Here is a 25,556-nt window from a genome sequence, read left to right on the forward strand (position 1 = left end):
GCTTTCTCCAAGTTTACAATCCTAAAACACACACAGCGGCGCATCCCGTTCCCGGGCGTCGCCGCTGTGGCCAAAGACCAATCCAATCAATTACATATTTGCTTGTGCTGTTTTACGTTGTTTCTCTGCACGCTCGCGTTCACCTTTGTTCAAAATCTTTTTACGCAAACGGATGGCATTAGGTGTAATTTCGCAATACTCGTCATCATTCAGGTATTCGAGCGCCTGCTCCAAAGAGAAGATTACAGGTGTTTTCAGTTTAACTGTATCGTCTTTTGTTGCTGAACGAACGTTTGTCAGTTGTTTTTCTTTACAAATGTTAACGACGATGTCGTTATCACGTGTGTGCTCTCCAACGATCATACCCTCATAGATTTCAGTACCTGGCTCTAGGAACAAAATACCGCGATCTTCTACGCCCAGCATACCATAAAATGTAGAGCTGCCGTTTTCTGTTGACACGAGTACACCCTGATGACGTCCACCTACTTGACCGCCAACAAATGGTCCATAGCTGTCAAACGCATGGTTCATTACGCCATAACCACGAGTCAAAGTCAGGAAGTTTGTAGTGTAGCCGATCAGACCACGTGCAGGGATCAGGAATTCCAAGCGAACTTGTCCGGTGCCGTTATTAATCATGTTAACCATTTCGGCTTTACGGGAGCCCAAACTTTCCATAACTGCGCCCATGCTTTCTTCCGGAATATCAATAAGGAGACGTTCGATTGGCTCCATTTTCTTACCATCAATTTCCTTGACGATAACTTCCGGTTTGGACACTTGCAGTTCGTAACCTTCACGACGCATGTTTTCAATCAGGATACCCAGATGCAACTCACCACGTCCGGATACAATAAAGGCGTCCGGGCTATCCGTTTCATCAACACGTAAGCTGACATCCGTTTCGAGTTCTTTCAGAAGACGCTCACGCAATTTACGGGATGTTACCCACTTACCATCGCGACCTGCGAATGGGCTGTTGTTAACCAAGAAGGTCATTTGCAGTGTCGGCTCATCAATCTTCAGTACAGGCAGCGCTTCAGGATGATTTGGATCAGCAATGGTTTCACCAATGTTGATATCTTTAATTCCCGCAATCGCTACAATGTCACCAGCGCCCGCTTGATCCGTTTCAATACGTTTCAGGCCTTGGAAGCCGAACAGCTTCTCAATACGCGCCGATTTACTACTACCATCACGTTGCATAACTGTGACTGCTTGCCCCTGCTTGATGATACCGCGGTTTACACGACCTACTGCAATTCGGCCAAGGTATTCGTTATAATCCATCAGTGTTACGAGGAATTGAAGAGGCTCATCTACATTCTCAGTTGGAGCCGGAATGTGCTCTACAACTGTTTCGTACAATGCTTGCATGTTATCGTCTTGCTTTTCAGCATCCATGCTGGATGTTCCGTTCAGCGCAGAAGCGTACACAACAGGGAACTCCAGTTGCTCATCATTCGCACCCAGCTCGATGAACAGATCCAGTACTTCGTCAATAACTTCTGCCGGACGAGCCGCCGGACGGTCAATTTTGTTCACTACAACGATAGGCGTCAGATTTTGTTCCAGCGCTTTACGCAGTACGAATTTCGTTTGCGGCATGCAACCTTCGTAAGCATCTACGACAAGCAAAACACCGTCAACCATTTTCATAATCCGTTCCACTTCGCCACCAAAGTCGGCGTGTCCTGGTGTATCTACAATGTTAATCAGATAATCTTTGTAAGTGATAGCTGTATTTTTAGCCAAAATCGTAATACCGCGTTCACGCTCCAGATCGTTGGAGTCCATGGCGCGCTCCTGAACAGCCTCGTGTTCTCTAAATGTTCCGGACTGTTGAAGCAGCTTGTCGACAAGCGTCGTTTTTCCGTGGTCGACGTGGGCAATAATCGCAATATTGCGAATGTTTTCTCTAGCATGCATGGTTTGTATCCATATCCTTTCCGTATATCAAAATAGTGTCTCTATCCTGAAGCAGTGCTGATTCAAGGCTAACAATCGTTCTTTAGGCCCACTCCCTGCCAGCCTTCTATATGTTTCAGGCTTTGTACAGACAGCTTCTCTCTCCGATTCGCGTGAAAACCTTAAAATAAGCGTCAGAAATCATTCCGACGCTCTTATCATATCCATTATATTATAGTTGAAATATGTCATAAAGCAAGACATTATTGCCTGTTCCGTAATTTACCGCCATAAAATCTCATTGCTTGTCGTTTACCATTTGCGTTTGCCACGGTTGTTTACGACCAACCAGATTCCAGCGCCGATCAGTAAAACTGCAATAACATATATGATACCCGTTCTTAACAGGGTAATGACCAATAAAAACACCGATACCAAGCCCAATATCACGCCCCCCGTATATACATTACGAGACAGCGAAATATCATTAATGGCGTACTCCCATAATCCAACCGCCACACCTAGAAGTAACAAAGGCCATAAATAGGCCATAAAATGCCAGCCCCAAATATTGCAGAGCAAAAATAAGAAGCCATAAACCGATAAAATCCCTGCTGGCAGCAACATAAAGGGTGAAACTTTACGCTTCATGTACATTGCATGCAGTACGATTCCAGGTATTAAAAACAGCAAAGGCCAAAAGTTTCGTCCCAAGAAGGAGAACGTCCCCAGTTTCCCCAACAAAATAATCAGTCCTACGGCAACAATGCCCACTCCGATCATACGCTCTTTTCCGGAATTCATCGTGGTCTCCTTTGTTTGCTGAATTTGTTTTTAGGTCGCTTAATGTGATTGTTTTTAAGTATATTTTAGCCGATGTTTTCCAAAAAAACTACGTTCAAATATGATGAGCACGTAGCTGACGATATATTCCTGCAATCACAACTGCTGAGGCTAAGAGTCCTGGTAACCATGCATGTATAAGCTCTCCCGTACCTGCTAACCATACACCCAATCGGGGATCACGCAGTAGCATTTCTCCTGCCGTAAAAGCCAGGATTGCAGATCCGAGCAAAACAAGTACAGGGAACCGGTGAAGCCAGATCGCAATTACGTTGCTGCCCCAGACAACTATCGGAATGCTAATCGCAATACCAATGACAATAATGGCGATATCCCCATCTGCTAGGGCTGCAATAGCTAATACGTTATCTAGACTCATCACAAAGTCCGCTACCAGAATCACCTGTATAGCCTTCCATATGGTTGTTTCTGCTCTGACTCCTACATGATCCTCACTCTCATAAAGCAGCTTAAACGCAATCCATAACAGAAGTAGACCGCCTGCCGCCTGAATAAAGGGTATGCCCAGCAAAATGACAGCTACAAAAGTCAAAACACAGCGCAGGAGGACTGCACCGACTGCCCCCCACCATATAGCTTGACTCCGCTGCCTTGCAGGCAAATTTTTGCTCGCCATGGCTATAACAACCGCATTATCACCGCTTAACACCAAATTAATCATTAATATTTTCAACAGCAAAATGATATGCTCCATGTGTACAAACACCCCCATCCTACTTGTATGCGAAATAGGACGAGGCTATGCTTATAAGCTTTGTCAAATAAGTCATCATTTATTAAAAAATGATGTCAAGTTCGTTGACTAAAGACCTTGAAATCAATAACAAACAGCAATATAATGAATCGTATTTCCGGAAAACGGGTATTAAAATAAACACATACAACGATTTTAGGATGTTTAATCAGGGAGATGAGAACGATTGATATGTCCGGACTTCAGTTCTTTTGGCTACTGCTTAATGTGATATTTATTGATCTTCTGCTCGCAGGGGATAATGCGATTGTAATTGGACTTGCCGCCAGAAAGCTGCCTCCTGCAACGCAAAAAAAAGCGATACTGTACGGCACCGGTGGTGCCCTGCTTATTCGCATAGCAGCCACCATTGTGGTACTCTGGCTGCTTCAAGTACCGTGGTTGTTACTCATCGGGGGGATTATGTTAGTCTGGATTGCGTATAAGTTGCTCGTAGACCAGGAGGACCATACCGAAGTCAAAGCGGGAACAACGTTATGGGGTGCTATCCGCACGATTGTTGTAGCCGATGCGGCTATGGGTCTGGACAATGTGATTGCTGTTGCTGGCGCTGCCCAACAGCATTTGCTACTTGTAGTGCTTGGCCTATTGATTAGCGTGCCGATCGTGGTATGGGGAAGCACTCTTTTTATCAAACTGATCAATAAATTCCCCTGGATTATCTATTTGGGATCGGCTGTACTTGGTTATACGGCCTCTAATATGATTACTGAAGAACGTAAGCTGGAACCTTACTTTACCGAGCACCCTGCGCTGCGCATCTTGTTTATTGCTACAGTTATGGCTGGTATTTTGCTCACGGGATATCTTCAAAATCGCAAAGCAGTGTCCAGTCGAGAAAAAGCTGTTTAAAACGATTCAAAAACTGTTTTAACTAAAATCAAAAAAGGCAGACCCCATAATAACAGTGGGTCTGCCTTTTTGTTTAAAACCAATCTTCCTGTATAACTTCCTCATTACGCCCCTCTATAGCTCCGCCTGCCTCCAGGACAAGCGTTTCCGTTGCAGCCACAGCCTGTTCAATCAAGGCATTTAAATCCCGAATAGAGGCTTCAATCTTTTGAACAACCCACAAATTTGGATTGGTCGTTGGGGATTTAGGAACAAACAATGTGCAGCAATCCTCATATGGAAGGATGGATAAATCGTAGGTGCCAATTTGCTTAGCGATTTCCGTGATCTCCTGCTTATCCATCATGACGAGAGGTCGCAGCAATGGTAATTCTGTTGAACGGCCAATCACATTCATGCTGGATAACGTTTGACTAGCAACTTGACCCAGACTGTCACCCGTCACGAGTGCCAGCGCTCCTTCACGCTCAGCCAGCATCGTTGCAATTCGCAGCATAGACCGTCTCATTAGCGTTATAATCAGATTGTCCTGTCCAGTGCGCGTAAAGGCCGTCTGCACCTCTGTAAACGGTACAAGGTGGATTTTGATCCGCCCTGCATAGCCTGCTAATACCCTTGCCAATTCAATAACCTTTTCTTTCGCACGCTCACTTGTAAACGGGTAGCTATAAAAATGTACACATTCAATTTCCAGTCCTCTACGCATGGAAGACCATCCTGCTACCGGACTGTCGATTCCACCAGACAACAGCAGCATAGCTTTACCGTTCGTTCCTAACGGAAAGCCCCCTACAGCCATAATAACATCGCTGAATATATAGGCCGCCTGCTCTCTGACCTCCACACGCAACTCAATATCTGGTTGATGCACATCGACCCTCAACGCTTGAAACTCTCGCAAAATAGGAGAACCAATTAAATGGTTCATCTCTTGTGAGGAATGAGCAAACTCCTTCCACACTCTGCGGGCATTTACCTTGAAAGTCGTTCCCTCGGCCACATTCAGCTCACGCATCAAAGCTACAGCGGTCTCAATTATAGCACCAAGCTCAACAGGAGCCATTTTGACAGGACTTATTGTCGTGATGCCAAACACTTTTTGTAACACTTGAATGATCTGTTCATAAGGTTCTCCTCCGAGTACCACATAAATCCGTCCAAATTCCTTCCGCAAAGAAGCGCCGGGAAACGGCTTGAGCAGCAGCTTCACGTGATTCAGTACTGCCTTTTCAAAACGAGTTCGATTCTTCCCTTTTAATGTAAATTCACCGAAGCGAAGTAACAGCATATCATAGTGCATTTAACGTTTCCACCTTTCAAGGGATTCCAGCTTGGCTACAGCCTGTTGCAGTGCAAGTATAAGCTCGTCGATATCCTGTTCCGTATGCTCGTCACCGAAGCTGATACGAATGCCGCCAGACGCTTCTGCTTCATTGCGGCCCATCGCCTGCAGCACCCGGCTGGGCTCGGCCAACTTCGAAGAACAAGCCGATTTGGTGGATACGGCCACACCTAGTTGCTCCAGCGTATGCAGCAGCACCTCGGCCTTCATACCCGGATATGAAAAGTGGACAATATGCGGTGCTTCCTCCCCGCTGTTTAGCCGCAGTTGAGGGATTGTCTGCACTTCTGCGACCACCCGTTCTCTCCACTCGGTCATACGTCGTGCTGTTTCTGCTTGTCGTTCGCCCGCTAGTCGTACCGCTTTGGACATACCAACAAGCAGTGGCACATTTTCCGTACCTGCACGAAAACCCTGCTCCTGAGAGCCGCCACTATGCAGTGGGAAAACCTCTACACCTTCCCGAACGAATAGTAGTCCAGCACCTTTAGGTCCACGCAGCTTATGCGCAGAGAGGCTGTACAGATCAGCCTGCCAGCCCAGGATATCAACCGGCAGCTTTCCAAACCCCTGTACACCGTCAATATGAAATAGAACACGGGGGAACTGTTTCTTCAGCGCAGCTCCGATATCATGCACCGGTTGCACCCTTCCCGTCTCATTATTGACATGCATAACACTGACTAAAATCGTATCTTTACGGACAGCGGCACAAACCTGTTCGGCGCTCACATGCCCTTCCGCATCGACAGGTAAAAATGTAACCTCAAAGCCCAGATTTGTCAGTTGTCTGCAAGCTTCATACACAGACGGGTGTTCTGTCGATACAGTAACAATATGCTTGCCTCTGGTCTGATATTGCAAAGCTACTCCCTTAATAGCAAGATTGTTGCTTTCCGTTGCCCCAGATGTGAAGACAATCTCTGATGGATACACTCCCAAAGCCGCAGCACATACTTCGCGCGAACGCTTAAGCAACTTATCCGCATCCTCTCCATACCGATGCATCGAAGATGGATTGCCATAGTGGCGTCTCATGATCTCGGCAACGGTTGTAATCACCTCTTCAAAAGGCGGAGTTGTCGCGGCATAATCAAAATATTTCATTAAACTCCCCTTTCTGCCCTACAACTGCTGCAACAAAAAAAGACCAAAACAGGGAAAGGCCGCTACATTATAGCGACACCCTTTCCCCATATTGACCCTGTTCTGCGGACCTAATCTAATTGAAATTACGCACTTTTTTCGTTATAAGCTATAGGGCTTAGATCGTATATTTTTCACGTGCATTTTGAATCTTGTTAATATATCTTTGCGTTTCCAGCGGAAGCTTATCCAGTACAGACATTAACTGTTCATCACTACTTACACCAAGCCGCTGCACCCGTCCGGGACCTGCATTATATGCAGCCAGCGCCATATTTTCTTGTCCGTTAAAACGTTTAATCTGATAAGACAAATAACGAACTCCAGCATCAATATTTTGTCCAGGATCATACGGGTCACTGACTCCCAGACCTTGAGCCGTAGCATCCATAAGTTGCATAAGCCCTTTGGCCCCGGCCGAAGAAGTGACCGACGGATTGAATGAAGATTCCGTATCAATAACTGCTTTAATCAACGCTGCTGGAACGCCGTATTTCTGACTAGCCTCGTTAATCAAATCATCATATGCCGTAGGTGTTGTAGGTCCGTCTGTTGCTGTGCTGGAAGGAGCGGGATACAATGACGAAGCCGTTCCCCTCGAAGGTCCCAATTGAAGCCAAAGCAAACCATTTTCGTCTCTGGTAACATCACTTGAATTTTCTCGAGTCACAGCACCATCTGTTTCCAACTGACCTACTTGTTCCAGTAATCCGGAAAAAGCGTCCGTTGTCCCCGTCTGGGTTGTAGCACTCATATTATTTAACAGCTGCATGTCTAACATGGACTTGGACACGCGCGGATCAATTTGCATGTGGTGTTCCCAACTTTCTATAGTTGTTATATCCCAAATAGCTTGTCGTTACTGCTATGATACAACTTTTTACTATGTACTTCCATACCTTTTAATGAAAAAAAGCTCCGTTTCTGTCGAAAAGACAGCGGAGCTTTATAGATCAGCTTAAATGTAATTATATCACTAAGATGATTTTTCTCGGATATACAAAAGAAAACTGTACTTTTTCCTCCAGCAAGGTCAGCGAACGAACGGGATAAAAGCAAAATAACTCAATGTCGCCAGCGCCCCAAGACCAATCGACCAAATGCCGGTCGTTTTGCTGCCATTCACATAAGCAAAAAAGCCTAAAACTGCAGCAATAGGCCCCAGTACAATGGACCACATAAACAATGAGGCAATTCCCGCAGCCAGACCAACATAGCCAGAAATACGACCACTATTGTTTATAACTTGCTCTTCACCCTTAACCTCATGTCGAGTCACAACTGAGCCGGGAGCAACCTCTGCTGCATATTCCTCACGATCATTACGGCGCTTGGCAGATCGTTCATGAATGTGACGGGGGTAATCTACACGTTTGCGGCTAACATGCTCTTCATTCTGATGCTTGTCGTTTTCATGATCTTCCATAATAAACTGCACCTCCAAATGCAAAATGAATCGCGTAATAAAATTTACACGGACTTCGGTTTAAAAGTGTGGCAACAGGTTGCGGCTGACGTGTCGGCCTTATCACGTTCTTCTGAACTGAAGCTTTCCCCCGCATATTCTTCTTTAAATTTCTTTCCGGCATGACCATCAACTTCAATCATGATCAAATCTGCCTTGCACAAGTTGTTTTCTCCCCAATAATGACAATTGGCTACGCTACACTTAACGATTGGCTTGGCCTCTTGGCTCATGATCATCACCTCGGATTCATTGTCCCCCCGCTATCCCGCACCTATGCGTTTATGGTATATGGCAGTTGGTGACATACGAAAAAAGCCGCTTCCTTCACCTCCTCCAAAATGGCAGGAAGCAAGTAGAAAACGGCTTGCTTGTCTTGTTTTAGTTTTTGATTAGAAATGATCTTCCCCGTTGAATGCTTTATGCATGAGTACGGCGAGTCTGCATCCGGCGCTGAGTCAAATAGTCACTTTCATAATAAGTCAGATCATCACGCAATTCTTCAAAATTTTTCGTAATGTCCATGATCACTTCGCGAGCGGCTGGCACTGGCGTTTTACGGAAGCGGATAGCATCTTGCCCCGTATACGCATAACGTCCATCCTCTGCGTAAGATTCATTTTTGGGATAAAAAAAGCTGTTCACGCAGTCATGGTAAACGTTATACAATGCCTTTTCCGCAAAATCGACGTCAAAATTGGCACGGCGTAAAGCCACACCCAACTTTTCATAAGATACTTCGGAAAAAACAAGGACATGACGGAGATCCGACAAAAAGCCTTTGTAAAAGAGCACGGACTCCTCATTGCCATCTGCAGCCAGTTGCGGCAGAGCATGCTCATTGAGGAATGTTTCCACCCGTTTCACGGCAGTTTTCAGTCTCTCCTGCGCCGACTCACATAATTTTTGTACGTTGACTGCTGACATCAAGGCAGCTCCCCCTTATTTGTTGCTTGTTCATCAATTTGGTTACCCGAAAATAGTCCCTTCTAACCGAAAGAGCTGTAATTTTCAGTATTTATCCTACCACAAATAAGCATTGAAAGGTATAAAAACATGCCAACCTCCTCACGCTAAACCATAAATTTATGAATACTCAAGGAGGACGGTCCCATGTCTCGGCGAAAATGGTTAAAACCCCTGCTAGGAGCAGCTGCCGGGGTGCTTCTCATCACACTGATGCTGCCTTCCCGTGATCACCGCCATACACCGCAGCCCGAATATACGGCCAAGATGGTGCCACAGCAAGAGAAGCAGCTCAAAAAAGGAATGTTGGCTTTGGACCTGTCCGCTACGGATACCCTCACACGCATGGATGCAAGGCAGGATATTCAGTACGTGATGCGGGAACTTGATGGTAAAACTGCTGATCAGAAAAGGCAATTTACCCGCACGCTACAGCAATCGCACAGTCATCTTCATACGTTACAGTGGATTCACACAAGCGACGGGAATACGAACACCTATACGGGCAGCAAAGCACAAACTCGTCTGCTCAGTCATCCTCAAATTAAAAGCAGCTTGGCTGCGGCTCGCCGTTCCGTCATGCAAAATAAATCCTACGAATCTGCTGCATTTCAGGCTGAAGGCGGTAAATATTTTGTCATGGCAGAACCATCGGCTGACGGAACATGCGGCGTTGCTGCTCTGGTCAGTCAGCAAGTATTGCGTGATGTGGAGAAGCACCAGCGGAAAAATTTGCGTTTGATTCCCTACCCAAAAGAAGGCAGCTACAAAATCGAATCCGTACATCCCGACACATTGCACGATATTACTGTCAAGACGGGCCACGACAACGAAAATGCAAGCCATTATTTTGAAAATGAAATTGTCGTTCGCTTCCGTCATAATCCTGATTCACGACAACTGCAGGAAATTGCAGCAGATTTACACTGTGCGCCAGGCCGCAAGCTTGGTTATACCTATGTATTTCATTCGGATAAGATGAACTTTAAGGAGCTAAAGCAATATTTTTCAAGAAAGTGGAACCCGCTTTATACGGAACCTCACTATATGTATCTAACCAATGAGAGCACACCTATCAAAGCGGACAGCTCTATTCCCAATGATTTGCTCTTTTCCCGCTATCAATGGAATCTGCCGGCAACTGAAACCAACCGAGGTTGGAAATTAAGCAAAGGCAGCAAGGACGTAATTGTCGCTGTCGTAGATACGGGAGTAGATTTGGATCACCCCGACCTAAAAGGTCAAATCCTTTCAGGTCATAACGTGGTAAACCCGTCTGAAAAGCCTTATGATGACGTAGGTCATGGAACGCACGTCGCCGGCATCATTTCTGCCCTCGTGAATAATGGTGAGGGGGTCGCTGGCATGACATGGTACAACAAAGTCATGCCGATCAAGGTACTTGACCAATCCGGCTCCGGTACGACTTACTCGGTTGCAGAAGGTATTATCTGGGCAGCTGATCACGGTGCCAAGGTTATCAATTTAAGTCTGGGCAATTACGCACAAGCTGAATTTTTGCATGATGCGATCAAATACGCCTATGATAAAGATGTCGTATTAATTGCAGCCACAGGCAATGACAATACGGAACGGCCTGGCTATCCAGCAGCGTATCCTGAAGTGTTTGCCGTTTCCGCTACAGATTCTTCTATGCACCGTGCATCCTTTTCTAACTATGGAGATTATGTAGACGTCATGGCTCCAGGTGCAAGTATTGCCAGTACGTACCCAGGGAATCAATATGCTGCACTGTCGGGCACTTCAATGGCCAGTCCCCATGTATCAGCACTTGCTGCCCTGATTCGATCCGTTAACCCCGATCTGACCAACAAAGAGGTTATGGATTTAATGAGAAGCAGCGTAATTGACTTGGGCACACCAGGGCATGACAAATATTTCGGGTATGGTCAAATTGATGTGTATAAAGCGTTGAAAGCAGCACAACGTCCATATGTTCCTTTGCAATTCTATCCACAGCATTTAAGTGACAAGTTAAAATCTATTTTAAAGAAACTGGAAACGTAAGATTCCTTATTGGAAAAAAGCAGCCATGTTGCTCCATGGCTGCTTTTTTGGGCTTTATTAACGCTTGGAACTGCTGCGAACAGGACGCTTGCTATGACTGCGAGTATGACAGCAAGGTTCTCCAGGATCCTTTATACTCACCGGAAATACGTGATGTGGTACAGGTACAATGTGCGTCTGATTAACAATTTCAATTGGATGAACCACAGGCACGACTTGTGGGAAAAATTGATGATTTACAAATTGGATCGGCGGGCACACGATCGGGTCGTAAGGGCAATGACTCATAATGTGCAACTCCTTTCGGTGAATTAGTACAGCATATTAAGAAGGCATGTGCTGCGCTTGGATGTTTACCCCCTAATACAAATATCCCTTATAAAATAGGCTTCCGTTCAACAATGACCGAATGATCAAGCAGTTCGCCCAACAAACGGCACAGTTTGTAAAGACCTGTTTTAAGTGTTTCCTTGTCCGCATACGAAAAGGAAATACGGATATGATTACTGTCCATACCACCTGCATAGCACACTGCACCAGGTAAAAAGGAAACGCCTTCTCGGTCAGCCAGCCGCTCCAATTCTGGAATATCAACATTAGGAGGAAGCTTAATCCACACATTTAAGCCGCCTTCGGGAGCATACCAGCTAACCTCTGGCGGAGCATAGCGCTGGAGCGTATACAATGCGACTGTCAACCGATCCCGCATTTGTTCCCGCAACCAGACAAGATGTCGATCAAGACGGTTCCTGATAAAGGGCAATAGCGCTTTTTGCGTTAATAGAGGGCTCCCCAAATCCGTAGTAGACTTGGCAGCCACCAAACGATCCATTACACTGCCAGTGGCCGCTACACAAGCTATACGGCAGCCGGGAGCAACGGTTTTGCTAAAGCTTTTGATATATATCACATGTCCGGATTGATCATGTGCCTTGATAGAGAGTGGCGGCTTTGTTTTATAGTAGAGGTCAGAAAATGGATCATCCTCAACAATGAGGCAATGATAACTTTGAGCTAGATCCAATAATTGTGTGCGTCTGGCCGTCGTTAAAGTTACTCCGGTAGGATTATGAAAGGTGGGTATCGTGTAGATCAGTTTTGGGGGATGAGTATCACAAAGACGCGTGAGGATATCAATCCGCATGCCCTGCTCATCCATCGGAATCATAATTACTTTGGCACCACGACTGGTAAATACATCAATGGCCCCCGTATATGTAGGAGCCTCCATGTAGACAACATCTCCAGAACCAACAAAAGTACGTGCCACCAGGTCAATGCCCTGTTGGGCACCACTGGTCACGAGCAGCTGTTCTGCAACAGTGCATAGGCCACGTTCGTTCAGGTGATCTACAAACACTTCCCTCAGCGCTAAATCACCTTCAAAAGTACCGTATGCTGCCATTGCATCAGGATTTCCAGAGGATAGACGTTGAGTATCAGCGATGATTTCGCGTGTAGGAAGAAGCTCCGGTTGAATTGCTGCTATATGAAAAGAATAGGGAAACTGTCTGCTATGGTTAAAGTTTCTCCATAACTGTGCGCGTGGCAAATAATCGATCAGCGACATTTGCCATGACAAATCCTGCGCTCCCTCACGTTGAACAGCTACCGAAGGCTCTGCTACATAGCAACCTTTTCCCTGTGTACAGGTAGCCAGATTAATAGACTCCAGCTCAGCATACGCCTTGCTTACAGTTACGGGACTTACCGCAAGCAAACTGGACAAATGACGGACAGAGGGAAGCTTTGTGCCCTGAGGCAACAGTCCAGACTGGATGCGATCTGCTAATGTTTTGGCAATCTGTAAATATAATTTAACACTGCTATTGCGGCTGAGATCAATATGCATCGGAACCGTCCCCTCCAAAAATCAACTGTTACATTTAGACGTTTACTGTTATACTTCATTATCGATATAATACAACAAATTTCATAGTACAGTATAGAACACAGGAGATGATTGGATTGGAACACAAATTTTCGGGTATGGCTCGTACTCAGGGCTCGTCCATGGTAAGGGACATTTTAAAGCTGACACAGGGAACAGATGTGTTATCTCTGGCAGGCGGCCTTCCTGCCGATGCCTTTTTCCCCATCGAAGCTGTTGCTAAAGCCTATGAGCAGGTATTTCGCCTCGGCGGTACTACCGCTCTTCAATACGGCCTAACCGAGGGCTACATTCCTCTACGGGAACGTCTTGCAGCAATCATGTCATCCCAAGGCATCTCCGTCACCAGAGATAACATCATCATGACGACGGGCTCACAGCAGACCATTGATCTGGTTTCGCGTGTATTGCTCGATCCGCAGGATACTGTATTGGTGGAGTCCCCTACTTATTTGGCAGCTCTTCAGGTATTTAATTCCTATGGTGCCAACATTGTAAGTGTAGATACAGACTCTAACGGTATGCGATTAGAAGATCTTGAAGCCAAGATCAAAAAACATCAGCCTAAATTCGTGTATGTCATCCCCACCTTCTCCAACCCGGCAGGAAGTGTTTGGAGTATGGAACGAAGAACAGGCGTTGTTGAACTATGCCGTAAATACGGCACTTTGATTTTTGAAGATGATCCTTACGGACGTCTTAAATTTGACGAAAACCTTAACTTTCCATCCCTTTTCTCAATCGATCAACAGCTAGGTGGAGACGGTCATGTGATGTACACTTCTACATTCTCCAAAACCGTCGCTCCTGGTGTTCGATCTGGTTGGCTGGTAGCTAATCAAGCGATTGTCGTTAAAGTCGCCAATGCCAAACAATCTGCCGATCTGCACTCCAGCAGTATTGATCAACGTGCTTTGAATGAGTTATTGGACTTTTTTGACTTGGACGGACATATTCGTACTGTGTCTGCTGAGTACCATACTCGTATGCTACGTCTCACGTCGCTGATGAAAGAACGCCAATGGGAAGGAATCACCTGGAATGATGCACTTGGCGGTATGTTTATGTGGGTTACTTTACCCGAGGGATTCCGTTCTGATCGGTTGCTGCAACTCGCAATTCAGGAAGGAGTGGCATTTGTGCCTGGACAAGTCTTCTATGCTGACCTAAGTGGCAGCAACCATATGCGAATCAACTTCACGCATACGGATCCTTCCTTGCTTCCAAAAGCAGTTGACCGATTGGATCGGGCACTGAAGATGTACACAGAGGAAAGTGTGGTAAACAGCGTGCGGTGATGGAGTTGGCAGGACACGTACGTGAGGCCGCTTCACGAATCATTTGATTTTCCGATCGCTGTTCCCTCTGATTCGTTTGGAATTTGAATAGTGAGAAGTAAAAATTAGAATGAAGCCCCCATAATTATGCTGGGGGCTTCATTCTAAGAATGCACTATATCTGCGTAAATACGGTATGTTAAAAAGGGTGTGCCATCATTCCCACAGGAATATGACACACCCTTTTTAATTCAATAAATACATTTGGATTAAAGGCTTTCATGCAAACAGGTCATTTACAAAAGTTAAATTCATACATTTTAAGGTGTTGCAGTGAGGAAAGTTTTCCGTAAGCCGGGTTCTGTGCTATTCGTGGTACAGACGGGAACTACCCTCCCACTACAAGCGACAATCATCTATCTAGGCCGAACATTGCTATCCAGCTCCAGCGACCAACCTAGACACGCCTCGGGCTAAGGCTGCTTCGCGAAGAAGCTGTGTCCCATTAGGTCTTGCTCCAGATGGGGTTTACCAGGAACGAAGTCACCAGCGTTCCTCGGGGTCTCTTACACCTCGGTTCCATCCTTGCCTGTGCCGCAAGCGGCCATCGGCGGTCCATTTCTGTGGCACTATCCTTCAACTCGCGCTGACTGGACGTTATCCAGCATCCTGCCCTATGGAGCCCGGACTTTCCTCTCGCGGCTTACGCCACCAGCGATTGTCTGTCAAACTTTCCGAACAACATTACATAGTATACAGGGAACGCGCGCATGATACAACCCTGAAAATATTGTAAAACGTATAGATCTCTGTTTACTTGCCCAAATAAAACGGATGTACCTTTCTCTGCAATGAATCATCCGCCACATAATAAGCAGACCTTCCCACGTATAGCGGGATAGAAAGCTTACTAAAATCAGGAACGTCCTCATCTAGGAACAGTTCATCATCTCGGTAGGTCTGCTGTATTTCACCGACGATCCAATCATGATCTCCATAGGTATGAATATCCACGACTTTACACTCATAAGCAAGATAAGCCTCCAGCAATATAGGCACATTGACTGAAATTCCATCCTCATATGCAATGCCAAACTGCTGAAACTTATCTACATCTTTACCACTAAAGGTACCTACAGCCTGAATCCATTCCGATCTGTGCGCAGGTAGAAACTGAATACCAAAGCCTCCGCTTTTCTCAATCAGTCCGTGAGAATATGTTTCCTTCCTCAGTGAAATGCCATACATGCCCGGTGATGCTCCGATATAGGTATGCCAGCCTGAGGCCATTACATTATTTTCCCCCTCATAGCGGGAAGTAACAACAGCGACCATACCTGGATAGGCATGAATTGCAGAATCAGCTATCAGCGTCCGCATAGAACCTCTCCCTACGAAAAAAATAATAGAACATCTTCATTTTCTCATAGATGTTGATATTTTACAAAAATTGAAAAGGCTCGGTTTCTACCTGAGATACATGTACTTCCGTTGAATAACGACCTTCTGTCAAGCGTTTGCGCATCCATTCTGCGGTTTTAGGCTTCATAATCTTTTCAGCATTATGTCCAGGGTCAATAATAGCAATCCCCGCCATCAGGGCATCGTGAGCCGTATGGTAGTCAATGTCCCCTGTGACCAATACATCAGCACCTTTGAAAAGCGACTTATTCACATAGCGGCTGCCTGAGCCCCCAAGCACGGCTGCCTTTTTGATCATACGGTCCAAGTCGCCCACCACACGTACATGCTCCACGTTGAGGCCATTTTTCACAACATCGACAAACTCCCGTAGCGTGCGAGTTTCCTTAAGCTTGCCCACCCGTCCCAAACCAAAGGAACGGCCCTGCAAATCCATGTGATACAGGTCATAAGCCACCTCTTCATAAGGATGAGCCTTCAGCATCGCTTGAATGACTTTGTTGCGTACAGCCTGCGGTACAATGGTTTCAATACGAACCTCTTCGCTACGTTCCATTTTGCCCGGCTCACCCAAAAACGGCTGTGTGCCTTCACCCGGCACAAAAGTTCCATAGCCGTCAATATTAAAGCTGCAATGGCTGTAGTTGCCGATATGTCCAGCTCCTGCCCCCAGTATGGCATCCAGTACCCGTTGATGATGTGTTTTGGGTACGAAAACAACAAGCTTGAATAATTGCTCGGTGTGAACATCCTCCAGCGTACCTTCACTTTGAATACCCAGTGCTTCTGCCATCCAGTCATTCATGCCGTCCTCAGCTGTATCCAGATTCGTATGACTGATGTAGACAGCAATATCATTCTTGATCAGTTTTTCATACAATCTACCCGCAGGCTGATCTGTGTTCAAAGCTTTAAGTGGGCGGAATATAATCGCATGATGTGCAATAATGAGGTCAGCTTTTATGCGGATTGCCTCTTCGACAACCTCATCATTAACATCCAGGGCTACTAATATGCTTTTGATTTCCTTTTGCAGACTACCCAGCTGAAGCCCGATTCTATCGTCCGGAACTGCCAAGTATTTCGGAGCCAGCTGCTCCATATAGCTAATTACTGTCTGTCCTTTGGCAAACATGCAAGTACCTCCTCTAGCTGTTCAATTTGCTTGCGCAATTGCTCCCGCTTATGCTGTGCGGATTCCTGATCTGACCGTGCCACTTGTGCCAGCACATCCTCAAGCTTGCGAATCTCCAATTTCCATTTATAAAAAAAGATTTCATTCGGTGCTTTGACCAATAGTGGTCCGAGTTGCATCAACAAATCCGGTGTCAGTACCAGCGAACTATCGGGAATTTTCCATGGTTGATACAGCGCATCCTGTTTCAGTGGGCTTACCGAATCAGGTACTGCCGTCAGAATCTCATATATTTTCCCATCTTCTTCCATAATATGTTCACTTGTTAGTACCCATTGATGTTCGATGAGCCAACGGCGTAAGATATCCTCGCCTACGTTAGGCTGTAGAACAAGTTGTTTCACTGAAACAAGCTTGTCTTTCCCTTGCTCTAAAATGGTAGCGATCAAGGCACCACCCATCCCGGCTATCGTAATAACATCAACTTCATCGACCTTAATTACAGCCAAGCCATCTCCCTTTCTAACCGCAATGCGATCCGTGAGACCTGCTTCGGCCACCTGCTTTTGAGCCGCACGCAACGGTCCATCATTGACTTCACCCGCCACAGCTTGCGGTACTCTGCCACTACGCACTGCGGCCACGGGGAGTAGTCCATGATCCGAGCCAATATCCGCAAGTCTGCTCCCGGCAGGAATTTGTTCCATAATATATTGTAATCGTTGAGAAAGTTTCATGACGTCACCCACGTAATCCATTTTTTTCGAGTCCAAAATAAAATTCCAACAACAAATGCTAACTTCAGTATACTGTAAAACACCACATCTCCCGCCGCTTGATGGCGCAGGATAAACGTGTCTGCTTCAGCCATGAATGCTAGCGTCATACCTATAGCGAAATAAACCAAAGCGAGACGCGGAAAGCGGCGATGTACCCACCAGCTTAACCAGATCAACAATACTGCGTGCAAAATCCAAAATGCCTCAAGCATCACTAAAGTTGCTGTAGGCCAGAAGCGGCCTATAAGGATCGCGTACACTAAAAGTAGCCCAGCAATGCCACAGTAATGAAGTAAGCTGTTGCGCAAAGTTAATCCCACAAGACACCATACCACACCGCATAGGCCTACGAGCAAAAGAAACCAAGCCTTAGCTTCACCTTGATGGAGCTGAATGATCCACACACCCGAACCCAGCATAATCGCACTGCCTAAAGTGCTCAACATCGCACTCATACTCTTTTCAGAAGACCGCCAAAATGCGGCCACTCCATAGCAAATCGTAGTAACTGCACTCGCCGAGAATATTTGCATTGCCAACGGAAAAGCGGTAAAATAAAAACCGATCAAACAAATGCAGGAAATAATGACAAAACCAAGAAGCCAGGCGATCCCATGCCCGTGTCTAAGATATGTAAGCAGCCCGGTGTTGTTACGGTTCTGGCTCTGCGACGGATCTTCGTCCTCCCGATACAGGTTAGACAAAAAATCGCAATATTGCTCAGGGAGCAGCCGACTTCGCCGCCAATGCTCAATTTCATGTAACAGTATTGCCCGCTTTTTCTCCTGGTCCAAGCTTCTTCCCCTCCACCAAGACTGCCATGAGATAAAAAAAGACCTCCTGCGCGCTTCAAGCCGCAGAAGGTCCGCAATGTAACGCTTCTATTCGAGGAAATCCTTCAGTCGCTTACTGCGGCTTGGATGGCGCAACTTACGTAGCGCTTTGGCCTCAATCTGACGAATACGTTCACGTGTAACACCAAACACTTTACCCACTTCTTCAAGGGTTCTGGTTCTTCCGTCGTCCAAACCAAAGCGGAGACGCAAAACATTCTCTTCCCGTTCGGTTAACGTATCCAGTACATCCTCGAGCTGTTCCTTCAGAAGTTCATAGGCAGCCGCATCTGCAGGCGCCAACGCTTCTTGATCCTCAATGAAATCCCCCAGATGTGAGTCATCCTCTTCACCAATTGGTGTTTCCAATGAAACCGGTTCTTGGGCAATTTTCATAATTTCCCGTACTTTTTCCACGCTCAGCTCCATCTCGGCAGCCACTTCCTCCGGCGTAGGTTCGCGCCCCAGCTCTTGCAACAGTTGACGCGATACGCGAATCAGCTTGTTGATCGTTTCCACCATATGCACCGGAATACGAATCGTTCTCGCCTGATCGGCTATTGCGCGCGTAATGGCCTGACGAATCCACCAGGTTGCATACGTACTGAATTTAAAGCCTTTTTCGTAATCAAATTTTTCTACTGCCTTAATCAAACCCATATTACCTTCCTGAATCAGATCCAGGAAAAGCATTCCGCGACCAACATAACGTTTGGCAATACTTACAACCAGACGCAAGTTCGCTTCTGCCAACCGGCGCTTAGCTTCTTCATCGCCGTTATTGATCCGTTTGGCAAGCTCCACCTCATCATCAGCAGAAAGCAACGGTACACGACCGATTTCTTTCAAGTACATCCGGACTGGGTCATTAATTTTAATACCGGGAGGCAGGCTCAGATCGTCATCGAAATTAAAATCATCCCCATCATTGTTTTCCGGGTCGTCATTTTGACGCAATCTGGTAACTTCTTCGTCGTTGTCATTCACAACCTCAATCCCCAAGTCACCCAGCTGCTCATAAAACTCATCCATTTGCTCGGGGTCCTGATCAAACGGCGATAGTTTTTCCATGATATCTTTGTAGTTCAGAGAAGAACTTTTTTTACCCAACTCAATCAGTTGATCTTTAACCTGATCCAGTGTTAGTTCTGTCTCCAGTTCAGTATGCTGATCATTCGCCATCTTTCGACTCCCTCCTCCCTAGAAACATCCGACCTCTGTGTGTTCATTGTCTCTCTAGGGCTATAATCTCACTTGCAATTTGTGCTGCGCGCAAAAAGTCACCTAAGCGCTCAGCGGCTCTCATTTCTTCCCTCTTCAAATCCAGTTGCTCCTGCAATGGAAATTTTCGCACTTGATGAATATAATCATCTAAAATGTGCGGTGCCCATACGCCTGGAGCATCCATCATCATGATCGAACTTACGTTCTTCTCCAGTCGGTCGTCTTGCAAAGATGAAATAAAACGGCTTGTATCCGGTAACTTCCCTTGCGCGTAATAGGCATATAGATAAGCAGCAATTGCTGCATGATCCTCAATATTAAAGGCGTCGCCCAGATGCTTTTCTACATACTCTGCAGCTTCTAAATCCTGCATCATCCAGTGAAGCAGTCTGCGTTCAGCCACATGGTAAGCCGGCAACAGATTAGGTGTGGAGACCTGCCCTTTTTTATGCCTACCATTATTCCACCCATTTTCGTTATTATCCCCAAAGTTCTGTTTTTTTTGCAGGGATTGACGTAGTAAATTGCATTCTTGCTTCAAGGTTTCAAAATCCACCTTGACTTCGGCTGACACTTCGCGCAGATACACTTCCCGCTCGGTCGGGGATGACAGAGGTGCAATGACATTTAATGCTTCGCGGGAATACGCGATTCTTCCTTCTTCCTCTTGCAGTATATGGTTTTTTTTCAGATATATAAGCTTAAATTTCACCGTTGAAACAGCACTTTCGATAATTTGGCGCTGGAATCGTTCGCCGCCGTATTGCCGGATAAAATCATCCGGGTCCATACCGTCACTGACCAGCGCTACTTTCACGTGAAGCCCCGCATTTTCCAACAGCGGAAAATTTTTAAGCGCAGCAGCTTGTCCTGCCCGGTCACCATCATAACAAATAATGACCTCGTCGCACAGTCCTTTTAACATCGTAGCATGGTGCTCTGTTAGAGCAGTGCCCATGGCGGCCACCCCATTTTGTACCCCAGCTTCCCATGCCGAGATGACATCACCGTAGCCTTCAAAAAGAACACTTTGGCGAAGCTTACGAATTGAGGTTTTAGCATGATGGAGATTGTACAGCGTTCGGCTCTTGTTGAATAGCTTGGTCTCCGGTGAATTCAAATACTTCGGCTGTCCCTCACCAAGTATACGGCCTGCAAAGGCAATAACTTTTCCGTTGCGATTCCAAATGGGAAACATGATACGATCTCTGAATCGATCCACATATCCATCACCCTCATGCCGGGGAGAAATAAGCCCTCCCTTTTCCATCTCCACGGGATCAAAAGAACGCTTATCCAGAAACTGAACGATCGTATCCCATCGGTTGGGTGCATAGCCAATTTGAAATTGATCAATGATCTTGTCACTGAATCCTCGTGAGCGCAAGTATTCCATAGCTGGTTTGCCGTGCTCCGTATTTTTAAGCAAAAAATGGTACATCTTAGAAGTTAACTCATACGCTTGCAACAGCCTGTCCAACTCAGGATGCTGATGCGATGAATCACGTCCCTGCCATTCGCCGAGCGGGATATGACTTTCTTCTGCCATTGTCCTGACAGCTTCGGGAAAGGATAGTCCTTCGATTTCCATCATAAACTTGATGGCATTGCCTCCCGCGCCGCAGCCGTAGCAGTAAAAAATCTGACGATCCGGTGTCACGGTGAATGAAGGGGTTTTTTCGGAATGAAAAGGACAGAGGCCTTTCATATATTTCCCCTGCTTGGTCAAATGCACGTACTTGCTTACCGTATCTACAATATCATGATGTTGTAAAACTGACTCAATGATATCGTCCGGTATGTTACCTTGTCCGGCACTCATATTAACCACCTTCATCTCTTTAGCACGTAAATATAATTCGATACCGTTACTCATTCTCCTGCAAGCGAAGTAAAAGTTTTGTCAGTTTATGTTGAAAAACTTCACGATCCTCTAATGAAAACGGTTTAGGACCTTTTCCATAACGTCCTTTTTTCCGTTCTTTGGCAGAAGTATGACGTCGGTCAAGCATGAAATCTATCGAATCGTTTCGATACATAGCTCCGCGAAAAGACATCACTTCACAACCTTTTGCCAAGGCAAGTGCAGCAAGACCATAATCATTGGTGGTTACAATATCTCCGCGGCGGATATGATTGGCAATATAGAGATCGGCACTTTGGTCGCTTCGGTCTACTTTAACGACGCTTACACCTTTGCTGCCCTGAATGAGATGATCATATGAAGATACCATAATAACCTCAATATGAAAACGGGAAGCTATCTCCGCAATTTCACTTTTAACAGGACAAGCGTCCCCGTCAACAACGATCCTCACACCCAGTAAAGTTCCGGTTCCCCCCATAAGCATCCCCCATCCGCATTCGAGTAAAATACGGAACGGCTGCAAGATTACTCTTACACCGTTCCGTATATTTATACCCATTTTTTCAAGTTGTTCATACTACCACAACTGACGTTTAAACTACAAGCTTGGAAAAATCGGCAAAACGCTTCAGTTCTGAGTCAATAACAGCCAGCAATGCCAAACGATTATTACGAACAGCGTCATCCTCAGCCATAACCATAACGGAATCAAAGAACGCCGTTACCGCAGGGGTAATGGATGAAACTAGCGCTAACGCCCGTGTCGCATCACCTTCCTGTAAAGCTACGCTGTAAGATTCATAAGCGCTATACCATGCTTCGTAAAGCGTTTTTTCGCCTTGTTCCGTAAACTCACCCGTATTAACTGACTTATGCACTGCTTTAGCAGCCAGATTACCTACACGATTAAAGGACTCAACTGTTGCTTTGAATACCTCACCTGTTTGTACGGCAGTCATTAACGCAGCTCCGCGGTTAACAACGGAAGCAACGTCGTCATATCCAGCTGCAAGCACAGCATCCACAACGTCATAACGAAGTGTCTCAGACAATAGTTTCTTCACGCGTAATCCAAAAAACTCATGTAATTCTTTACGTATTTCATCCGCGGAACGTTTCATATTTCCAAGGTTGCCGTGCACATCGAGCGCGATATTGAACACATCAGACAACGTAGCTGAAAGCTTACGATCCAACAAAATCTGCACAATACCTGCTGCCTGGCGACGAAGCGCGTAAGGGTCCTGTGAACCTGTTGGAATAATACCGATGGAGAAGCAGCCTGTAATAGTATCTATCTTGTCTGCGATACTTACAATCGCTCCAGCATTCGTTGAAGGAACCGTTTCTCCTGCATAACGCGGCTGGTAATGCTCAAACACCGCTCTTGCCACTTCTTCCTTCTCTCCAGCCTTACGAGCATAGTCCTCACCCATCACACCTTGCAGTTCCGGGAACTCATATACCATTTGTGTTACCAGGTCAAATTTACAAATATCCGCTGCTCGACTAACCGATTCCTGTGTATCTGGAGAAACGCGAAGCTTCTCTGCCAGAGCATCAGCAATACGGCGGATCCGGCGCACTTTGTCTCCAACCGTTCCCAGCTCTTCGTGGAAAACGATACTTTCCAGTTTGGAGAGTGCATCTTTAATTTCCAGCTTCTGATCTTCTTCATAAAAGAATTTGGCATCAGACAGCCGCGCACGTAATACTTTTTCATTCCCTTTAGCAATGACTTCCAGCGATTGACTTCCTCCGTTACGTACTGTAACAAAGTATGGCAGTAGCTCCCCTGAGCGATCCAGCACTGGGAAATAGCGTTGATGTTCACGCATGGAAGTAATGAGTACATCCTTCGGAATGTTCAGGAACGCAGGATCAAAACCTCCGAACAGTACTGTTGGGGTTTCCACCAAATACAGCACTTCTTCCAGCAAATCATCTTTTACCGCAATCGTCCAATCTTTTTCGGCAGCCAGCGCTTCAATCTGCTTCACGATAAGCGATTGACGTTCCTCAATGTCCACAATGACATGCTGCTTGCGAAGCACTTCAACATAGTCAGCGGGACTTTCTACTACGGCATCCTGTCCCAGGAAACGATGCCCTCTTGTCACATTTCCTGACTGCACGCCGGCAATCTCCAAATTAACAATATCGTTACCAAACAAGGCAATCAACCAGCGGATCGGACGAACAAATTTAAAGTCATAACTCGCCCAGCGCATAAATTTAGGGAATGTCATGGCATGTAAAATGTGCAATAAACCTTCGGACAGTACATCCGCCGTTGGAACACCTATGCTGCTCTTAGTTGCGTAAATATATTCCACGCCTCCAAGCTCCTTGAACGTAAACTGTTCAGGATCAACACCTTGGCTGCGAGCAAAGCCCAGTGCAGCCTTGCTCCAGTTACCAGCTTCGTCTAGTGCGATTTTGCGGGAAGGACCTTTAACCTCTTCGTTAATATCTTCTTGCTTCTCCGCTACTTCCTTCACAAGTACCGCCAAACGGCGAGGTGTAGCATAAGCCTCTACAGCACCATAAGCAATACGCGAGCTGTCAAGCCACGCCGTCATACGCTGCTTCAACTGCTGAATCGCATTCGGGATAAAACGTGCAGGGACTTCTTCCAATCCGATCTCAAACAATAAATCCTTAGACATTTGCCGTTCCTCCTTTCTTCAACAGCGGGAAGCCCAGCTTCTCGCGCTCCTCCAGATAGGTCGCAGCCACCTGACGCGCCAAATTACGCACTCGTATAATAAACCCAGTCCGTTCCGTCACACTGATCGCTCCGCGAGCGTCCAGCAAGTTGAACGCATGAGAACATTTCAGCACATAATCATAGGCTGGAAATACAAGATGCTGCGCCATCGCTTTATTTGCCTCTTCTTCGTACATATTAAAAAGAGTAAAGAGCATTTTGACGTCAGATACTTCGAACGTATACTTGGAATGCTCAAATTCAGGCTGGTGGAAGACATCTCCGTAGGTGATTCCGTTGACCCACTCCAAATCGAACACATTCTCCTTGTCCTGGATGTAGGAAGCAAGACGCTCCATACCGTACGTGATTTCTACGGCAACCGGACTGGCATCAATACCGCCCACTTGCTGGAAATAGGTGAACTGGGTAATTTCCATACCGTCCAGCCATACTTCCCAACCTAAACCCCACGCTCCCAGCGTCGGTGCTTCCCAGTTGTCTTCAACGAAACGAATATCGTGCTCCAGAGGGTTAATGCCTAAGCGACTCAAACTCTCCAAATACAATTCCTGAATGTTATCCGGTGAAGGCTTCAAAACTACTTGAAACTGATGATGCTGATACAGGCGATTTGGGTTCTCACCATAACGTCCGTCTGACGGACGACGAGAAGGTTCAACATAAGCTACATTCCACGGCTCAGGTCCGATCGAACGTAAATACGTCATCGGGTTCATCGTGCCTGCCCCTTTTTCCGTGTCATACGGCTGTACAATAATACAGTTGTGTTCAGCCCAAAATTGTTGCAGCGTTAAAATCATCTGCTGAAAATTCATTGGTACACACTCCCTTTCCAATTCCCTCAAATGTTGGTGATTTCTTCTCATTTAAGCTCGTATGTACAGGGCTATTTTATCTCAAGAGCCTTGTTAGAGACAGCAAAAAGCCCCCGCCTCTACGCCTGTACAGACGTAGGGACGAGAGCTGACTCCCGCGGTTCCACCCTACTTGATTGCGATCCTATATCACCAATCAGATCGTAATCCTCTTTTCCGTGTCCATTCAGACGCTCCCGAGTGCCTTGTTC

Annotated in this window: 23 protein-coding genes and 1 other RNA gene; 3 read left to right on the top strand and 21 right to left on the bottom strand. The window is 46.2% G+C overall.

What is annotated here, in order from left to right; genetic code table 11:
* Positions 1-90 precede the first annotated feature (90 nt).
* The 3 genes from typA to MKY35_RS16980 form a co-directional block, all read right to left on the bottom strand.
* Positions 91-1,932, bottom strand: a complete 1,842-nt coding sequence (gene typA / locus MKY35_RS16970; RefSeq protein WP_029517769.1) for a translational GTPase TypA — start codon at positions 1,930-1,932, stop codon at positions 91-93.
* Positions 1,933-2,223: 291 nt separating this feature from the next.
* A complete protein-coding gene (locus tag MKY35_RS16975) occupies positions 2,224-2,715 on the bottom strand; it encodes a hypothetical protein (protein WP_342444307.1) in 492 nt (163 codons plus the stop codon).
* A 94-nt stretch (positions 2,716-2,809) separates the two neighbouring features.
* The gene (locus tag MKY35_RS16980; protein ID WP_029517771.1) at positions 2,810-3,469 is read right to left on the bottom strand and encodes a TerC family protein; all 660 of its coding nucleotides are present in this window, start codon (positions 3,467-3,469) and stop codon (positions 2,810-2,812) included.
* Between the two features lie 216 nt (positions 3,470-3,685).
* Here MKY35_RS16980 and MKY35_RS16985 point away from each other — a divergent pair, with 216 nt between their 5' ends.
* On the top strand, positions 3,686-4,381 hold the full coding sequence (locus MKY35_RS16985) for a TerC family protein (RefSeq protein WP_342426583.1): 696 nt from the start codon (positions 3,686-3,688) through the stop codon (positions 4,379-4,381).
* Between the two features lie 73 nt (positions 4,382-4,454).
* On the opposite strand, the gene thiI is transcribed toward MKY35_RS16985, so the two are convergent.
* The 6 genes from thiI to MKY35_RS17015 all read right to left on the bottom strand — a co-directional run bounded on the left by thiI (position 4,455) and on the right by MKY35_RS17015 (position 9,261).
* Positions 4,455-5,681, bottom strand: a complete 1,227-nt coding sequence (thiI, locus tag MKY35_RS16990; RefSeq protein ID WP_069010273.1) for a tRNA uracil 4-sulfurtransferase ThiI — start codon at positions 5,679-5,681, stop codon at positions 4,455-4,457.
* Complete coding sequence (locus MKY35_RS16995; protein WP_342444308.1) at positions 5,682-6,830, bottom strand: cysteine desulfurase family protein; 1,149 nt, start codon at positions 6,828-6,830, stop codon at positions 5,682-5,684.
* Between the two features lie 157 nt (positions 6,831-6,987).
* Entirely contained in the window at positions 6,988-7,680 is a 693-nt protein-coding gene (locus tag MKY35_RS17000) for a lytic transglycosylase domain-containing protein (RefSeq protein ID WP_342444309.1), read from the bottom strand.
* 222 nt (positions 7,681-7,902) lie between these two features.
* Positions 7,903-8,295: a hypothetical protein gene (locus MKY35_RS17005; protein ID WP_029517776.1), complete on the bottom strand. Its 393-nt coding sequence runs from the start codon at positions 8,293-8,295 to the stop codon at positions 7,903-7,905.
* Between the two features lie 44 nt (positions 8,296-8,339).
* Positions 8,340-8,567 carry a DUF1540 domain-containing protein gene (locus MKY35_RS17010; protein WP_029517777.1) on the bottom strand — a complete coding sequence of 76 codons (228 nt, stop codon included), beginning with the start codon at positions 8,565-8,567 and terminating at the stop codon, positions 8,340-8,342.
* A gap of 187 nt (positions 8,568-8,754) precedes the next feature.
* Positions 8,755-9,261 (bottom strand): YpuI family protein, encoded by a 507-nt coding sequence (locus tag MKY35_RS17015; RefSeq protein WP_029517778.1) that lies wholly within the window; start codon positions 9,259-9,261, stop codon positions 8,755-8,757.
* A 186-nt stretch (positions 9,262-9,447) separates the two neighbouring features.
* On the opposite strand from MKY35_RS17015, the gene MKY35_RS17020 reads away from it, so the two are divergent.
* Complete coding sequence (locus tag MKY35_RS17020) at positions 9,448-11,328, top strand: S8 family peptidase (RefSeq protein WP_342444310.1); 1,881 nt, start codon at positions 9,448-9,450, stop codon at positions 11,326-11,328.
* A 57-nt stretch (positions 11,329-11,385) separates the two neighbouring features.
* On the opposite strand, the gene MKY35_RS17025 is transcribed toward MKY35_RS17020, so the two are convergent.
* Both MKY35_RS17025 and MKY35_RS17030 read right to left on the bottom strand, forming a co-directional pair.
* Positions 11,386-11,616, bottom strand: a complete 231-nt coding sequence (locus MKY35_RS17025) for a hypothetical protein (RefSeq protein WP_080658632.1) — start codon at positions 11,614-11,616, stop codon at positions 11,386-11,388.
* A gap of 88 nt (positions 11,617-11,704) precedes the next feature.
* Entirely contained in the window at positions 11,705-13,180 is a 1,476-nt protein-coding gene (locus MKY35_RS17030) for a PLP-dependent aminotransferase family protein (RefSeq protein WP_342444311.1), read from the bottom strand.
* A gap of 116 nt (positions 13,181-13,296) precedes the next feature.
* Here MKY35_RS17030 and MKY35_RS17035 point away from each other — a divergent pair, with 116 nt between their 5' ends.
* Positions 13,297-14,517, top strand: coding sequence for a PLP-dependent aminotransferase family protein (locus tag MKY35_RS17035; protein WP_342444312.1), 1,221 nt, complete (start codon positions 13,297-13,299; stop codon positions 14,515-14,517).
* Positions 14,518-14,831: 314 nt separating this feature from the next.
* Here MKY35_RS17035 and rnpB read toward each other — a convergent pair.
* The 10 genes from rnpB to glyQ all read right to left on the bottom strand — a co-directional run bounded on the left by rnpB (position 14,832) and on the right by glyQ (position 25,305).
* An RNA gene (rnpB, locus tag MKY35_RS17040) (RNase P RNA component class A) lies at positions 14,832-15,230 on the bottom strand.
* 79 nt (positions 15,231-15,309) lie between these two features.
* On the bottom strand, positions 15,310-15,876 hold the full coding sequence (locus tag MKY35_RS17045) for a flavin reductase family protein (protein WP_342444313.1): 567 nt from the start codon (positions 15,874-15,876) through the stop codon (positions 15,310-15,312).
* A gap of 61 nt (positions 15,877-15,937) precedes the next feature.
* On the bottom strand, positions 15,938-17,053 hold the full coding sequence (locus MKY35_RS17050; RefSeq protein WP_340932671.1) for a Nif3-like dinuclear metal center hexameric protein: 1,116 nt from the start codon (positions 17,051-17,053) through the stop codon (positions 15,938-15,940).
* On the bottom strand, positions 17,029-17,790 hold the full coding sequence (locus tag MKY35_RS17055) for a tRNA (adenine(22)-N(1))-methyltransferase TrmK (protein WP_029517784.1): 762 nt from the start codon (positions 17,788-17,790) through the stop codon (positions 17,029-17,031). The genes MKY35_RS17050 and MKY35_RS17055 overlap by 25 nt, the downstream gene beginning before the upstream one ends.
* The gene (locus MKY35_RS17060; RefSeq protein ID WP_342444314.1) at positions 17,787-18,626 is read right to left on the bottom strand and encodes a hypothetical protein; all 840 of its coding nucleotides are present in this window, start codon (positions 18,624-18,626) and stop codon (positions 17,787-17,789) included. Before MKY35_RS17060 ends, MKY35_RS17055 begins: the two co-directional genes overlap by 4 nt.
* Positions 18,627-18,713: 87 nt before the next feature.
* Complete coding sequence (rpoD, locus tag MKY35_RS17065; RefSeq protein WP_007431230.1) at positions 18,714-19,847, bottom strand: RNA polymerase sigma factor RpoD; 1,134 nt, start codon at positions 19,845-19,847, stop codon at positions 18,714-18,716.
* A 43-nt stretch (positions 19,848-19,890) separates the two neighbouring features.
* On the bottom strand, positions 19,891-21,765 hold the full coding sequence (gene dnaG, locus MKY35_RS17070; RefSeq protein ID WP_029517786.1) for a DNA primase: 1,875 nt from the start codon (positions 21,763-21,765) through the stop codon (positions 19,891-19,893).
* Positions 21,758-22,234 carry a YaiI/YqxD family protein gene (locus MKY35_RS17075; protein WP_029517787.1) on the bottom strand — a complete coding sequence of 159 codons (477 nt, stop codon included), beginning with the start codon at positions 22,232-22,234 and terminating at the stop codon, positions 21,758-21,760. Before MKY35_RS17075 ends, dnaG begins: the two co-directional genes overlap by 8 nt.
* A gap of 115 nt (positions 22,235-22,349) precedes the next feature.
* Positions 22,350-24,425, bottom strand: coding sequence for a glycine--tRNA ligase subunit beta (gene glyS, locus MKY35_RS17080; protein WP_342444315.1), 2,076 nt, complete (start codon positions 24,423-24,425; stop codon positions 22,350-22,352).
* Positions 24,418-25,305 carry a glycine--tRNA ligase subunit alpha gene (gene glyQ / locus MKY35_RS17085; RefSeq protein ID WP_342444316.1) on the bottom strand — a complete coding sequence of 296 codons (888 nt, stop codon included), beginning with the start codon at positions 25,303-25,305 and terminating at the stop codon, positions 24,418-24,420. The genes glyS and glyQ overlap by 8 nt, the downstream gene beginning before the upstream one ends.
* Positions 25,306-25,556 lie beyond the last annotated feature (251 nt).

The sequence above is a fragment of the Paenibacillus sp. FSL L8-0638 genome (assembly GCF_038593075.1).
In the GTDB taxonomy this organism is placed as follows: Bacteria; Bacillota; Bacilli; order Paenibacillales; family Paenibacillaceae; genus Paenibacillus; species Paenibacillus polymyxa_D.